This window comes from Brevundimonas sp. KH_058, from assembly GCF_057838505.1.
The window spans coordinates 677,287-691,527 of sequence record NZ_CM174469.1 but is presented as its reverse complement, the minus strand read 5'-3'; the positions used below and the strand labels follow the sequence as shown (position 1 = coordinate 691,527).

Genomic DNA, 14,241 nt, shown 5'->3' with positions numbered 1-14,241 from the left:
TCAACGATCGGCGGTCGGGATTGGCGTAACCGCCGTCCGGCCTATATCAATCGCGAAACCTACGCCCGCATGGCGCAGGACAGAGGATCGCAAGGACCACGATGCTGAAGCGCAAGGAGTTCATTCTCGGGGCCGCGGCCGGCCTGACCCTGGCGGCGGCGGCGACCGCCGGCGGCGTCATCAACTGGCCCGGCGCGCATGCGGAACCGCAGGCGGTGAACCGGATCACCCCGGTCCCGGCCAACGGCGACGCCTTCACGCCCCCGCCGGGCGCGCCCAGCAGCTTCGCGACCATCTTCGATCAGGTCTCGCCCGCCGTCGTCCAGATCGACGTGACGGTCAAGGTGGACCAGCCCCAGGGCGGCGCCTTCCAGATCCCTGGCCTGCCGTTCCAGTTCGTGCCGCCGCAAGGCCGTGGCGGTCAGGGCAATGACGAACCTCAGACGACCCAGGGCGCCGGCTCGGGCTTCTTCATCTCCCAGGACGGCTTCATCGTCACCAACAACCACGTCGTCGCCGACGCGACCGAGATCAAGGTCAAGATGTCGGACGGCCGCGAACTGCCGGCCCGCCTGATCGGCCGCGATCCCGGCACCGACCTGGCGGTGATCAAGGTCGAGGGTAACGACTTCAAATACGTTAGCTTCGAAGAGACGGCCGAGCCCCGCGTCGGCGACTGGGTCATCGCCATCGGCAACCCCTTCGGCCTGGGCGGCACCGCCACGGCCGGCATCGTCTCGGCCAAGGCGCGCGACATCGATCCGTCGGGCTACAACGACTACATCCAGATCGACGCCGCAATCAACCGGGGCAACTCGGGCGGCCCGACCTTCGACATCCACGGCCGCGTCATCGGCGTGAACTCGGCCATCTATTCGCCCACCGGCGGATCGGTCGGCATCGGCTTCGCCATCCCTGCGGAGACGGCCAAGTCGATCACCGAACGCCTGATGCGCGGTCAGTCGATCGAGCGCGGCTATGTCGGCCTGGGTCTTCGCACTCTCAGCCCCGATGGCTGGGAAGCATTGGGTCAGCCCAAGGACTTCAAGGGCGCCCTGATCGAGAGCGTGACCGACGGCGGTCCTGCCTCGCGCGGCGGCGTTCAGATCGGCGACCTGCTGGTCGGCGTAAACGGCGAGGCGGTGGCTAACAGCCAGGAAGCCACCCGTCGCGTCGGCGCCGCCAAGCCAGGTGACACCATTCGCTTGGAAGTGCTCCGCGACGGTCGTCGTCAGACGCTCAACGTCCGTTCGGGCACGCGTCCGTCGGAAGAGGAGCTGAACGCCGGTGAAGAGGGAGGTGGCGCGGCCAAGCCGGATCAGGCCCAGCCGGGCCAGGGCGAAACCATCGAAGGCCTCGGCGTCACCGCCATCACGCCTGCGGCCCGGTCGCGCTTCAGCATCCCCGACAGCGTCAACGGCGTGGTCATCACCAATGTGGAGCAGGAGTCGGCTGCGGCGCGTCTCGGCTTCCAGCCGGGCTTCGTCATCACCCGTGCGAATGACCGCAACATCACCTCCGCGGCCGATCTGCGCGCGGCGGTGGCGGCGGCCAAACAGGCGGGTCGACCCAGCATCCTGCTATTCGTCCGCACGCCCCAGGGCACCAGCCCGGTGCCGCTGCGCTTCGCCACCGACGAATGATCGGCATTCTGACCAAGCCTTAACTCACCCTATCGCCGCCGATACGCTACCATCGGCGGCGATTTTGATTCCGGGAGGGGTTTCGATGCGGATTCTGGTGGTCGAGGACGATGCCGAGGCGGCGACCGCCATGGTGCGGGGCTTGTCCGAAGCCGGACATGAGGTGACCCACGCCGTGGATGGGGCCTTTGGGCTGCTGGAGTCGCAAAAGGGCGGCTACGACGTCTATGTGGTGGACCGGATGATGCCGCGCCTGGACGGCGTCGGCATGGTCGAGACGGTGCGCAAGGGCGGCGATCAGACGCCGGTTCTGTTCCTGTCGGCCCTGGGCGAGGTCGAGGACCGGGTTACAGGCCTGAAGGCCGGCGCCGACGACTATCTGGTCAAGCCCTACGCCTTCGCCGAGCTGATTGCGCGGGTCGAGGCCCTGGCCCGCCGCCGCGAGACAGGCGGCGTCCAGACCGTGCTCAAGGTGGGCGACCTGGAGATGAACCTGATCGCCCGCACCGTCCATCGCGGTGCGACAGAGATCGATCTTCAGCCGCGCGAGTTCCAGCTGCTGGAGTTCCTGATGCGTCACGCCGGCCAGTCGGTGACGCGCACCATGCTGCTGGAGAAGGTGTGGGAATATCATTTCGACCCCCAGACCAACGTCATCGACGTCCACATCAGCCGCCTGCGCTCCAAGATCGACAAAGGCTTCGACCGCGTGATGCTGCAGACCGTGCGCGGGGCGGGGTATCGGTTGGAGGCGTGAGGTCTCGCAAATAGTTCTCCCTCCCCCTCGGGGGAGGGTGGCCGCGCAGCGGCCGGGTGGGGAGGGCAAGGCGACATGGCGATCATCGCTAGAGCCCGCGCGATGCGAAAGGCGCTCACTCCGTCGGAAGCTCGTCTTTGGGTAGCCTTACGAGATCTCAGACCCGAGGGTTTGCATTTCCGCCGACAAGCGCCTTTGCGCGGCTACTACCTCGACTTCTTCTGTTGGGCGCGCGGCGTGATCGTGGAAGTCGATGGCAGTTTTCATCTCGACGAAGACCGCATGAGACAGGATCGCGTGCGCGACGCCGTCTTCGCGAGAGATGGGCTGCTGACCTTGCGCTACGACAATCTCATGGTCAGAGATGAGTTGATTCAGGTTGTCGATGACGTGCGCGCGCATTGCCTTGCCCGCCCCACCCGGTCACCGCTGCGCGGTGACCACCCTCCCCCGCAGGGGGAGGGAGAAGATTTCTCCTGATCTATGCGCCTTCCCTCCCTCCTTCGCCGCACGCCCTTCCGGCTGACGCTGCTGTTCCTGGCGCTGTTCGTGGCGGCGGCGGGGGCGATTCTGGCCTATGTCTATTTCGCCTCGGCGTCCGAGGCCCAAGGCCGGGCCAAGGCGGACGTGGAGATCGAGCTGGGCGCCCTGACGGCGATCCATCGCACGCGCGGCATCGACGCCCTGAACCAGGCGCTGGTCGAGCGGTCGATCCGGGGCGGACCGTATCTGTATCTGCTGACCGATACGGCCGGAAAGACGATCACCGGCAACATCACCGAATCGCCGATCGACATCGACCTCAGCCTGCCGGCCGGCGCCAGCGACTGGGAGACCTTCCGCCTGACCGACACGGATGCGCAGGGCAAGGTCCAGCGTCGGCGCTCCATCGGGGTGATCACCACACTGTCGGGGGGCGAGCATCTGTTCGTCGGTCAGGACATCGGCGACATCGAGGAATATCTGGCGCGCCTGACCCAGGCCCTGTGGGGCGCCATGGCGCTGGTGATGCTGCTGGGCCTGGCGGGTGGTCTCTACATCAGCCGACGGGTGGAACAGTCGATGGCCGGTCTGAACCGGGTCGTGCAGGCGGTGCAGGAGGGCGATCTCAAGGTCCGCGCGCCTATCCGCCACACCGGGGACGAACTGGACGAGCTGGGCCAGGGGCTGAACACCATGCTGGACCGTCTGGAGGCGTCCATGTCCTCCATTCGCCACGCCGGCGACGCCATCGCGCATGATCTGCGCTCGCCGCTGACCCGGATGCGGGCCAAGCTGGAGGTGGCTCTGATCGACGCCGAGGCGGGCAAGATCGACGGGGTGGAGGCCCTGGGCATCGCCCTGGACGAGGCCGATCATCTGCTAAAGACCTTCAACACGGTCCTGGCCATCGCGCGTCTGCAGGCGGGCGGCGCGCCGGACCCCAGGCTGATGGACGCCGCCGACCTGGCCGCCGACATGGCCGAACTGTACGAGCCGGCGGCCGAGGACAAGGAGATCGATTTTTCGTCCGAGGTCGAGCGCGGCCTGATGATCGAGGGCAATCAGCCCTTCCTGGCCCAGGCCCTGGCCAATCTGATCGACAACGCCATCAAATACACCCCGGCCGGCGGGGCCGTGAAGCTGCGCGCGCGTCGGCGCTCGTCGGGCGAGATCGAATATTCCGTCACCGATACCGGACCGGGCGTGCCGGTGGAGGACCGCGAACGGGTGGTCCAGCGTTTCGTGCGCCTGGACAACAGCCGCACCGAACCCGGCTCGGGTCTGGGTCTGTCGCTGGTGACGGCGGTGGCCGAGGCGCACGGCGGCCGGGTCGTGCTGGACGAAGGGCCCGGCGCCTATGGCGATTTCGGGCCGGGGCTGCGGGTGGCGCTGGTGCTGCCCGCTGCGGTCCAGAACTAAAGATTTCCGCTCATCCCCGCGAAAGCGGGGACCCAGTTCTTTGGGCAGTCAGGCTTGTGGCGTGTGTCAGGATCGTGGTCCAACGCTTTGCCGAGCGAAAGCACTGGGTCCCCGCTTTCGAGGGGATGAGCGGATGATTTAATGGCCGATACTGCAACCTCCGCACCGATCCCGTTGGGCCAGAGGATCAAGCCCGCAGGACCTGTCGCCAACACGGCAGCCGCCGACCGCCTGCTGGAAAGCTTGACCGAGGCCGACGACGCCTACGGTTGGCGCGACACACTCGACGCCGCCTGGCCCGCTCTGGCCCCGGTTGCGGGAGCGTCCCCCTATCTCGCCGGCTTGATGCGCCGCCGCCCCACCCATCTGCGCCGCCTGTTGGAGGAGGATCCCGCCGCCAGCCTCGTCCAGATCATCCGCGACACCGATGCGCTGGACGCCGAGCCGGACGAGGTCCGCGCCCCGCTGCGGGTGCTCAAGGCAGACCTGCATCTTCTGACCGCGCTCGCCGACCTCGGCGGTGTCTGGGATCTGGACCAGGTCACCGACGCCCTGTCGAAGTTCGCGGACGCTTCATGCCGCGCCGCCCTGCGCGCCGTCGCGGCCGAGCAGCGTGCGCGCGGCCGTCTGGTGTCGCCACCGGGCGATCCGCGCGGCCCGATCCCCGGCCTGTTCGGCCTGGCCATGGGCAAACACGGCGCCAACGAGCTGAACTACTCCTCCGACATCGACATTTCGCTCTTCTTCGAGCCGCGCCTGATGGTCCTGGCCCTGCGCGAGGGCGAGGAGATGCAGGACTTCGCCAATCGCGTCGGCAAGGGAGTCGCCACCCTGCTGACCGAGCGGACGGCCGACGGCTATGTCTTCCGCGTCGATCTGCGGCTGCGGCCCGATCCATCCTCGACCCCGCCGGTGGTCGCGGGACCGATGGCCCTGGCCTATTATGAGAGCGTCGGCCAGAACTGGGAGCGCGCGGCCTTCATCAAGGCGCGGCCGGTGCTGGGCGACATGCGCGCGGCGGGCCGGTTCCTGAAGGCCATGATCCCCTTCATCTGGCGGCGCAGCCTGGACTACGCCGCCGTGCTCGACATCCAGTCGATCAAGAAACAGATCCACGTCCACAAGACCGGCGAGGGCTTGCACGCTGCCGGGGCCAATCTGAAGCTGGGGCGCGGCGGCATCCGCGAGATCGAATTCTACGCCCAGACCCAGCAGCTGATCCTGGGCGGGCGCGATCCGGCCTTGCGCAAGCAACGCACGCTGGAGGCGCTGAAGGCGCTGGCCGACGCCGATCACATCCCCCAGGCGGTCGCCGAAGAGCTGTCGGCCGCCTATGTCGAACTGCGCGGGCTGGAGCACCGGGTGCAGATGCTCGACGACGAGCAGACCCACCGCCTGCCTGAGGACCGCGAACGTCGCGCCGCCGTCGCCGCGCTTGCCGGTTTCGGCGAACTGGCGGCCTTCGACGCCCATGTCGAGGCCCTGCTGGTCCGGGTCAACACCCGCTATGGCGAACTGTTCGAGGGCGGCGAGGATCTGGATTCGAGCTATGGCAGCCTGGTCTTCACCGGGGTCGAGAACGATCCCGAGACCCTGGAGACCCTGCGCCGCATGGGCTTTTCCGAGGCCCCGTCCGTCGCTGCTGCCATCCGCAGCTGGCACCACGGCCGCATCCCCGCGACGCGGACGGCGCGAGGGCGCGAACTGTTCACCCGCCTGGCGCCGCGCCTGCTGGAGGCCCTGGCTCGGTCGGGCGCTCCAGACGACGCGTTTCGCCGTTTCGCCACCTTCTTCTCGGGCCTGGCGGCGGGGGTCCAGGTCCAGGCCCTGTTCCTGAACCAGCCCAAACTGTTCGAGATGGTGCTGGGCGTCATGGCCTTCGCGCCGCGCCTGGCCCGGACCCTGGGGCGGCAACCGGCGGCGCTGGACGGGGTGCTGGACGCGCGCTTTCTGGCCGATCTGTCCGCCGAGACCGGTCTGACCGAACAGATCCTGCGCGAGGCCGGCGAGACCGAGGATTTCGAAGGCGCCATGAACGCCGTGCGCCGCCTGCACCGCGAGCAGATGTTCCGCATCGGCATCCACGCCCTGACAGGACGTGCGGGGCCCGAGGCGGCGGGTCGCGCCTATGCCGCCCTGGCCGACGCGGCGATGCGGACTCTGTCGCCGGCGGCCCTGGCCGAGACCGAACGGTTGGGCGGCGCCTTGCCCGGCGCAGTCGCGGTGGTGGCCCTGGGCAAGGCCGGCTCGCGCGAGATGACGGCCGGGTCCGACCTGGATCTGATGACCCTGTACGAGGCGCCGCCGGAAGCCGCATCCGAGATCAAGGGCTGGACCTCTGACGTCTTCTACGCCCGTTTCACCCAGCGGCTGATCGCGGCCCTGTCGGCGCACACGGCCGAGGGCGGGTTGTATGAGGTCGACATGCGGCTGCGGCCCACCGGCTCCAAGGGGCCGGTGTCGGTGCGGCTGAAGGCCTTCGACGACTATTACGCCCGCGAGGCCGAGACCTGGGAGTTCATGGTCCTGACCCGCGCCCGCGTCGTCTGGGCCAGCGATCCGAAGTTCGGCGCCCAGGTGTCCGCCGCCATCGAGGCCGCCCTGCGCCGTCCGCGCCCCGGCGTCGATGTCGCCGCCGATGTCAGGAAGATGCGGGCGTTGATGGATCGCGAGCGGCGCCCGCACGGCTTCTGGGATTTGAAACTGTCGCCCGGCGGTCAGGTGGATGCCGAGTTCGCAGCCCAGTTCCGCCAGCTCCAGGCCGCCGCCATCGGCGAGCCCCTGACCCTGTCCACGCTGGAGGCCCTGCACGACGACCCTGTCCTGGCCGAGGCCTGGCGGGTGCAGCAGCGGCTGGCGCACCTGCTGGCCGCCGCCTTCGAGGGGCGTGTCGATCCCGAGGCCGAGCCGTCTGTCTTCCAGCTTCGTCTGGCCGAGGCGGCGGGCGCGCCCGATTTCGAGACCCTGAAGACCGAACTGACCGACCTGCGGGCGCGGGCGCGCAAGGCCTTCGAGCGGGCTGTTCCTGCAGGTCGCGACGGAGATTCGGAGACGCCGCGTTCAATCTCCTGACAGGGCAATGTCAAAGGGTCGCGTCACGCGGTCCATGGAGATGATCGAGATGAGAAAGACCTTTCTGACCGGCCTGAGCGTCATCGCGCTGGCCGCCGTCGCCGGCGTTGCGACCGCACAGGTTCCCCCCGCTGGCGCAGCCGCTCCGCATCAAACGCGCGGCGAACCGAACCGTCAGATCACGCGCGCAGAGTTCGTCGATACGCGCGTCGCCCGCCTGACCGCGCTGGATGCGAACCGCGACGGCACGGTCAGCGTCGAGGAACGTCAGGCCGGCATGCAGGCCCGCCAGGCCGAGCGCGCCGATGCCCGCTTCACCAAGCTGGACGCCAACGGCGACGGCTCCATCAGCCGCGCCGAGTTCGACGCCGGCCATGCCGCTCGCCCCGATCGCGGTCCGCGCGCCGAACGCGCCGGCAATCGTGAGGGTCATCGCGGCGGCCCGCATCACGCCATGCGCGCTCCCGGCCGTCCCGGCGCCGAAGGGCGTGGCCCCGGCCGCGAACGCGGTCCGGTGGTGATCTCAGACGTCGCCGCCACGCTGGGCGAGCGTTTCGACAAGATGGACGCCAACCGCGACGGCGTGATCTCGGCCGACGAGCGTCGCGCCGCCATGACCGCCCATCGTGCAGAGCGTCAGGCCCAGCGTGCGGAACGCCGCGCAGTCCGTCCGGCGCAACAACCGGCTTCCCCCGCCCCGGCTTCGGAGTAAGAACGGTGTCGGGGTCGGCCGTCATGAACGAACCGGTCCCTTTCGTCAGCAGCGGAAGAGGCAGGTTTGGTCGCGATCGTCGACCCCGACGAGGATCTGGTGCGCCGGGTGGGTCAGGGCGACCCGGCGGCCGCGCAGACGCTCGTCGCGCGCAAGCTGCCGCGCATCCTGGCCTTGGCGCAGCGGATGCTGGGCGACGCGGCCGAGGCCGAGGACGTGGCCCAGGAGGCCATGCTCAAGGCCTGGCGACAGGCGCCGAAATGGGCGCCCGGCAAGGCGCGGTTCGACACCTGGCTGCACCGCGTCGCGCTGAATCTCTGCTACGACCGGCTGAGGCGACGGCGCGAAATCCCCACCGATACGCCGCCGGATCGCCCCGACGAGGGGCCGGCGCCGGATCGGGGGCTGCTGGCCGCAGAAACGGGCGCGCGGGTCGATGCGGCCCTGAAACGTCTGCCGGACCGACAGCGCGAGGCCATCGTCCTGTGCCATTATCAGGAGCTGTCCAATATCGAGGCGGCGGCCCTGATGGAGATCAGCGTCGAGGCGCTGGAGAGTTTGTTGTCGCGCGGTCGTCGCGCATTGCGTCAGGCCCTTTCGGACATGGCCCCAGCCGGGTCGCCGAGGGCGGGTAGAGGAGACGGACGATGAAGGCGGAACGGTTGCACGAACTGGCGGACGCCTACGGCGCCGACCTGCGTCGGTGGCCCGCGTCCGAGCGCGCCTTCGCCGAAAGCCTGATCGCGGCCGATCCGTCGCTGAAGTCGGTGCTGGACGAGGCGGCGACGCTGGACGCCCTGCTGAACGGCGCGCCTGCGCCGGTTCCGTCCGCCGCCCTGACCGCGCGAATTCTGGCCGCAGCGCCCAAACGCAAGGCACGCAGCCGGCTGGGGCGTGCAGTCTGGTATCTGGGGGCCGGATGGGCCGCCGCCGCCTGTGCGGGCGTGGTCGCCGGCGTCGGCCTGACCACCCATCTGACCGCCGACGCGCGGGCCGATGCGGTGCTCTATCAATCCTCGCTGACCGGCGTGGACGACACCGAGGTTCTGGGATGACGCCGAAGACCCTGAAGATCGCCCTGGCCGTTTCGGTGGCGTTGAACGTGTTCGCGGTCGCGGGGGCCGTGACCTATGGCGTCAACCGCGACAGGATCGAACGCAAGATCGAGGATCAGAGGCGTCCCGGTCGCGAAGGCCCGCTGGCCGAGGTGCTGGGCGATCTGGACCCCGCCGTTCGAGACCGCGTGCGCACGGCCCTGCGGGAATCCGCCCTGGCGGCGCGTCCCGATTTCGAGGCGGCGCGGGCGGCGCGGCGTGAGGCCATCGACGCGGCCGGTCAACCGACGTTGGACGCGGCCCGTGTTCAGACGCTGCTCGAACAATCCAGGGCCGCCGAGATGCGTGGCCGCACGCGGTTGGAAAACGGCGCCGTCGCCGTCCTGGCGACGCTGACGCCGGAAGAGCGCAAGGCCCTGACCCCGATCCTGCAACGCAAGGGCGACGCCCGCCGCGCCATCGTCCATCACGGCGAGCGGAACGGTCGTCAGCGGGACGACCGTCCGTCCCGCTGAGCCGTTCGGCCGATCAGCCCTTCTTGGACGCCCGGAAGGCGGCGACGGCGTCCACCGTCGCGCGGACCTTGGCCTCGATGGCGGCCCAGTCGCCCGACTTGACGGCCTCGTCCGTCACCAGTTTGGAGCCCATGCCCGCCGCCACGATCCCAGCGCCGAACCATTTGGCGATGGAGGCCTCGTCCGGGTCCACGCCGCCCGTCGGCATGATCTTGACCCAAGGCATCGGCCCCTTCACCGCCTTGACGAAGTCCGGGCCGCCGACCGACGAACCGGGGAACAGTTTGACGATGTCGCAGCCCAGTTCGTGCGCCTCGCCGATGTCGGTCACCGAGCCGCAGCCGGGGAAATAGGCGACCATGCGCCGGTTGCAGACCCTGGCCACGTCGGGGATCAGGCAGGGGCTGACCACGAAGCGCGCGCCCCGGTTCAGATAAAGCGACGCCGTGCCCGCATCGACCACCGAGCCGATGCCCAGCACCACCTCCGGGTCGGTCTTGATCAGTTCGCGATTGATCTCGCCGAACAGGTCGCAGGCGAAGTCGCCGCGATTGGTGAACTCGACCACCGGCGCGCCGCCGCGCGCACAGGCGCGAATGACGTTCAGGCTGACCTCGGCGTCGGGATGATAGAAGACCGGGCAGACGCCCTGGGTCTCCAGCGCCTGAAGCACGCTGACGCGATCGTGGGCCATGGATGGTTTCCTCTGCGATAGGTTCGCGTCCGACCTCCGATGTCGCGGCCGCAACGTCAAGTCAAACCGCGTTGCGGCGGTGCGCCAATGCCGCCAGACGCCCGACCAAGACGCTTTCCGCATCGAACAACGGATCCAGCACCGTGAAATGTTTCATGCCTGACAGGGCCTCGAACTGTGTCTCGGCGCCTTGGGCGCTCCATCGCTCAGCCATGGCCCGGCTCTGGCTTTGGAAGGCGTCGCTCTCGGTGCCGCCGACGATGCAGTCCAGAATCGCGCCGGCGGGTGCGGGCCAGTGGATCGGCGACAGGGCGCGCGCCTCGGTGGGGTTCAGGTCCAGAGCCACGTTCAGCGAGGTCGGGATCAGCGGCTCAAGGTCGAACACGCCGGATATGGAGATGGCGGCCCAGGCGCGGCCCTCGGACCGCAGGCAGGCCGCCATATGGCCGCCCGCCGAATGGCCGCTGACGACGGGGCGGGCGCCGGTTCGGGCGTGGATCAGATCGACGGCCGTGCGCATCTGGTCGACGATCCGGCCCAGCCGCACGGTCGGCGCCAGGTCGTAGGTCGGGATGGCGACGCTGACGCCGTGGGCCAGCAGGGGCGGGGCGACGAAGCTGAACCAGCCGGCGTCCAGCGCCTGCCAGTATCCGCCATGGATGAAGACCACGACCGGCGCGCCTTTCCCTGCGTCGAACCAGTCGATCCGCTCGCGGGCGCCGGGGCCGTATTGCAGGACTTGCGGCGGATGGGCCGCCCGCGCCGCCTCCGATCCCGCCTTCCAGCGCGCCATGACGGCGGGGTGGTCGGGGACCAGGGCGCGGTTGTTATATTGCGCCTCCAGCACGGCGTCTGTGTCTTGCGGCTTACCCCGGCACGTGTTCATCCGCTAGGAACGCCCTCGAACCAGAGGACTGATCCGCCATGATGACCGCCATCTTCGTCTTCATCAAATGCGAGCTGGGCTACGCCAACGAGGTGGCGGCCGACATCGTGGACAATGTCGAGAACGTCTCGGAGGTCTATTCGACCTCGGGCCAGCACGATCTGCTGGCCAAGTTCAACCTGCCGCGCGACGCCGACATCGGCACCTTCGTGACGAAACAGGTGCAGACGCGACCGCATGTGCGCGACACCTTCACCGTGATCACCTTCTCGCCTTTCTTGCCCTCGAAGGGTTAGGCCTGCCGTACAAAGGCTAGGTCGCGGCCTTTCGCTTGACCTTGTCCTTGCGGTCCTCGGCCTCGTCGTCGTCGCCGACCTTTTCCTCGACCGTGGCCGACAGGCGCTGGAAGACGCCCAGCCCCACGAGAACCATCACCGAGGCGACCAGCAGGGCGGTGGGATAGAGCAGCAGGGCCACGTCCTCGCGCGCCGTCTTGAACACGACCACCAACGCCTCCAGAAACAGGGCGATGACGATGGTGGACAGGAACTTGGTCAGGCTGCGCCGGGCCTCGGCGGCGCTGCGCTTCTCGTTGCCGCGCCGCACCTCGTCCTCGAAGATGTATTTGGCCACGTCGAACACGGCGATGGCGACGATGACATAGCCCAGCACGTCCAGCACGGCGTCGGCGCCCGACTTGTCCGGCGACCCGATCCCCTCCAGCGCGTCCTTCACGCCGAAGCCGATCAGGGCCATTGCGGCCAGCAACAGCAGCAGGCTGGCGAAGGCGAAGACCGCCCGGGTCAGATAGGTCATGGAAATCCCTCCGTGAGGCCAGAGCAACGCGCCAACCGCCAAGCTGTTGCCTCGCCGCAAAAGGGTGACGCTGACCCAAGGGACGGCTAAACCGGCGTCATAGGGAGACACGACATGACGCGATCCAACGCGCCCGCCTATCTGACCGGCTTTGGCAATCATTTCGCGACCGAGGCCGCGCCCGGCGCCCTGCCGGTCGGCCAGAACTCGCCGCAGAAGACGCCGATGGGCCTGTATGCCGAACAGCTTTCGGGCACGGCCTTCACCGCCCCGCGCGCCGAGAACCGCCGCAGCTGGCTGTATCGCCTGCGCCCCTCGGCCCAGCATGGACCGTACACGCCCTTCGGCCAGGGTCTGGTGCGCTCCGGCCCGTTCGACGAGACGCCGCCCAATCCCAATCGGATGCGCTGGGACCCGCTGCCGATGCCCGAGGCGCCGACCGACTGGGTCGAGGGGCTGACGACCTATGGCGGAAACGGCGAGCCGGACGCGGGCGCAGGCGCGGGCATCCATCTTTATGCCGCCAACCGTTCTATGACCGACCGGGTCTTCTACGACGCCGACGGCGAGCTGCTGATCGTGCCGCAAGAGGGGGCGCACCGCTTTGTCACCGAGATGGGCGTGATCGAGGCCGAGCCGGGCCATGTCGTGCTGATCCCACGCGGCGTGCGCTTCCGCGTCGAGGTCGAGGGGCCGGTGCGGGGCTATGTCTGCGAGAACTACGGCAGTCCGTTCCGCCTGCCGGATCTGGGCCCTATCGGCTCGAACGGCCTGGCCAATCCGCGCGACTTCGAGACCCCGGTCGCGGCGTTCGAGGATGTGGATCGCCCGACCGAGTGCGTCCAGAAATACGGCGGCCGCCTGTGGGTCACCACCTTCGATCACAGCCCGTTGGACGTTGTCGCCTGGCACGGCAACCTGGCGCCCTGCCGCTATGACACGGCGCGGTTCAACACGATCAACACCGTCAGCTTCGACCACCCGGACCCGTCGATCTTCACCGTCCTGACCAGCCCGTCAGAGACGCCGGGCACCGCCAACATCGACTTCGTCATCTTTCCGCCGCGCTGGATGGTGGCCGAACAGACCTTCCGGCCGCCGTGGTTCCATCGCAACGTCATGAGCGAGTTCATGGGTCTTGTGACCGGCGCCTATGACGCCAAGGCCGGCGGTTTCGCGCCGGGTGGCGCGTCCCTGCACAACCGCATGAGCGGCCATGGTCCCGATCAGGCCAGCTATGAGGGGGCGATCAAGGCGGACCTTCAGCCGCACAAGATTGAAAACACCCTGGCCTTCATGTTCGAAACCCGCGCGCCGATCCGAGTCACGAAATGGGCGTCCGAATCACCGCAGATGCAGCTCGACTACGACGACTGCTGGTCAGGCTTCACCAAAGGACAGATCTCATGATCCGTATTTCCCTCATCGCCGCCGTCGCCTTGCTGGCTGCCGCCTGCTCGTCCCAGCCGACGGGCTCCGCCGCCGAGGCCCCGATGCAGAGCGCGGACGCCGCGTCGTGCGCCACCCGAGGCGGCACGATGCAACAGGTGGGGCGGATGCAGTCCTGGCAGTGCGTCGTTCGCTATACCGACGCCGGCAAACGCTGCACCGACGGCGACCAATGCCAGGCTGACTGCCTGATCGAGGGCAACAGCGGCGTCGCGCCTGGGGCGGCCGTGGCGGGCGTCTGTCAGGCGACCAGCAACCGCTTCGGCTGCAACACGGCGGTCGAGGACGGCAAGGCCGGCGCGACCCTCTGCATCGACTGATCGTCAGCGCAAATAGGCAGGCACGAAAAAGCCCCCGTCGCGAACGACGGGGGCTGATCCATCCGTAAACGGACTTAGTGAGTCGAAGGCGTGTTGGCCGTGGTGGCGCCGCCGTCGGCGTTGCCGGCTTGCTGCTCGACCATGTCGGCCTTGCGGTCGGCGTTCTCCTCGACCTGATCGGCCTGGGCGTTCAGAGCGCCGGCCTGAGCGGCGGTCGGAGCGGTCGCGGCTTGCGATTCCAGTTGATCGGCGCGGGCCTCGCCCGTCGCTTCGACGGCCCCAGCTTGCTTTTCAGCGGCCTTGTCGGCGGCGCTTTCACCGCAGGCGGCGACGCCGGCCAGCATGAACAGCGAGGCGGCGGCGATGGCGATCTTCTTCATTTTCGTTTCCTCTCCTTGGTGGAAATCAGGAAACGTCACG

16 protein-coding genes are annotated in these 14,241 nt (G+C 68.5%); 12 read left to right on the top strand and 4 right to left on the bottom strand.

What is annotated here, in order from left to right; all coding sequences use genetic code 11:
* The first annotated feature begins 101 nt into the window (after nt 1-101).
* The 9 genes from AC3ISA_RS03250 (at nt 102) to AC3ISA_RS03210 (ending at nt 9,656) form a co-directional block, all read left to right on the top strand.
* Nucleotides 102-1,643: a Do family serine endopeptidase gene (locus AC3ISA_RS03250; protein WP_489179325.1), complete on the top strand. Its 1,542-nt coding sequence runs from the start codon at nt 102-104 to the stop codon at nt 1,641-1,643.
* Between the two features lie 85 nt (nt 1,644-1,728).
* Entirely contained in the window at nt 1,729-2,400 is a 672-nt protein-coding gene (locus AC3ISA_RS03245; protein WP_489179324.1) for a response regulator transcription factor, read from the top strand.
* 75 nt (nt 2,401-2,475) lie between these two features.
* Complete coding sequence (locus AC3ISA_RS03240; RefSeq protein ID WP_489179323.1) at nt 2,476-2,880, top strand: endonuclease domain-containing protein; 405 nt, start codon at nt 2,476-2,478, stop codon at nt 2,878-2,880.
* Nucleotides 2,881-2,883: 3 nt separating this feature from the next.
* Nucleotides 2,884-4,302 (top strand): sensor histidine kinase, encoded by a 1,419-nt coding sequence (locus AC3ISA_RS03235; RefSeq protein WP_489179322.1) that lies wholly within the window; start codon nt 2,884-2,886, stop codon nt 4,300-4,302.
* A 141-nt stretch (nt 4,303-4,443) separates the two neighbouring features.
* Nucleotides 4,444-7,374 (top strand): bifunctional [glutamine synthetase] adenylyltransferase/[glutamine synthetase]-adenylyl-L-tyrosine phosphorylase, encoded by a 2,931-nt coding sequence (locus AC3ISA_RS03230; RefSeq protein WP_489179321.1) that lies wholly within the window; start codon nt 4,444-4,446, stop codon nt 7,372-7,374.
* Nucleotides 7,375-7,423: 49 nt separating this feature from the next.
* A complete protein-coding gene (locus tag AC3ISA_RS03225) occupies nt 7,424-8,086 on the top strand; it encodes an EF-hand domain-containing protein (protein ID WP_489179320.1) in 663 nt (220 codons plus the stop codon).
* Nucleotides 8,087-8,152: 66 nt separating this feature from the next.
* On the top strand, nt 8,153-8,737 hold the full coding sequence (locus AC3ISA_RS03220; protein WP_489179319.1) for an RNA polymerase sigma factor: 585 nt from the start codon (nt 8,153-8,155) through the stop codon (nt 8,735-8,737).
* Nucleotides 8,734-9,141, top strand: coding sequence for a hypothetical protein (locus AC3ISA_RS03215; protein WP_489179318.1), 408 nt, complete (start codon nt 8,734-8,736; stop codon nt 9,139-9,141). Before AC3ISA_RS03220 ends, AC3ISA_RS03215 begins: the two co-directional genes overlap by 4 nt.
* Complete coding sequence (locus tag AC3ISA_RS03210; protein WP_489179317.1) at nt 9,138-9,656, top strand: periplasmic heavy metal sensor; 519 nt, start codon at nt 9,138-9,140, stop codon at nt 9,654-9,656. The genes AC3ISA_RS03215 and AC3ISA_RS03210 overlap by 4 nt, the downstream gene beginning before the upstream one ends.
* A 13-nt stretch (nt 9,657-9,669) precedes the next feature.
* Here the strand turns inward: AC3ISA_RS03210 and AC3ISA_RS03205 are convergent, their stop codons facing one another.
* Together AC3ISA_RS03205 and AC3ISA_RS03200 are read right to left on the bottom strand one after the other, a co-directional pair.
* Nucleotides 9,670-10,350 carry a bifunctional 4-hydroxy-2-oxoglutarate aldolase/2-dehydro-3-deoxy-phosphogluconate aldolase gene (locus AC3ISA_RS03205; protein WP_489179316.1) on the bottom strand — a complete coding sequence of 227 codons (681 nt, stop codon included), beginning with the start codon at nt 10,348-10,350 and terminating at the stop codon, nt 9,670-9,672.
* A 61-nt stretch (nt 10,351-10,411) separates the two neighbouring features.
* On the bottom strand, nt 10,412-11,236 hold the full coding sequence (locus AC3ISA_RS03200; RefSeq protein ID WP_489179315.1) for an alpha/beta hydrolase: 825 nt from the start codon (nt 11,234-11,236) through the stop codon (nt 10,412-10,414).
* 38 nt (nt 11,237-11,274) lie between these two features.
* On the opposite strand from AC3ISA_RS03200, the gene AC3ISA_RS03195 reads away from it, so the two are divergent.
* Nucleotides 11,275-11,532 carry an Lrp/AsnC ligand binding domain-containing protein gene (locus AC3ISA_RS03195; RefSeq protein ID WP_306002252.1) on the top strand — a complete coding sequence of 86 codons (258 nt, stop codon included), beginning with the start codon at nt 11,275-11,277 and terminating at the stop codon, nt 11,530-11,532.
* A 16-nt stretch (nt 11,533-11,548) separates the two neighbouring features.
* On the opposite strand, the gene AC3ISA_RS03190 is transcribed toward AC3ISA_RS03195, so the two are convergent.
* Nucleotides 11,549-12,052, bottom strand: a complete 504-nt coding sequence (locus tag AC3ISA_RS03190; RefSeq protein ID WP_489179314.1) for a GNAT family acetyltransferase — start codon at nt 12,050-12,052, stop codon at nt 11,549-11,551.
* Between the two features lie 114 nt (nt 12,053-12,166).
* Between AC3ISA_RS03190 and hmgA the strand changes: the two genes are divergently transcribed.
* Both hmgA and AC3ISA_RS03180 read left to right on the top strand, forming a co-directional pair.
* Nucleotides 12,167-13,462, top strand: coding sequence for a homogentisate 1,2-dioxygenase (gene hmgA / locus AC3ISA_RS03185; RefSeq protein WP_489179313.1), 1,296 nt, complete (start codon nt 12,167-12,169; stop codon nt 13,460-13,462).
* A complete protein-coding gene (locus AC3ISA_RS03180) occupies nt 13,459-13,821 on the top strand; it encodes a hypothetical protein (protein WP_489179312.1) in 363 nt (120 codons plus the stop codon). The genes hmgA and AC3ISA_RS03180 overlap by 4 nt, the downstream gene beginning before the upstream one ends.
* A 74-nt stretch (nt 13,822-13,895) precedes the next feature.
* Here the strand turns inward: AC3ISA_RS03180 and AC3ISA_RS03175 are convergent, their stop codons facing one another.
* Entirely contained in the window at nt 13,896-14,201 is a 306-nt protein-coding gene (locus tag AC3ISA_RS03175) for a hypothetical protein (protein WP_372693959.1), read from the bottom strand.
* Between the last annotated feature and the right edge of the window lie 40 nt (nt 14,202-14,241).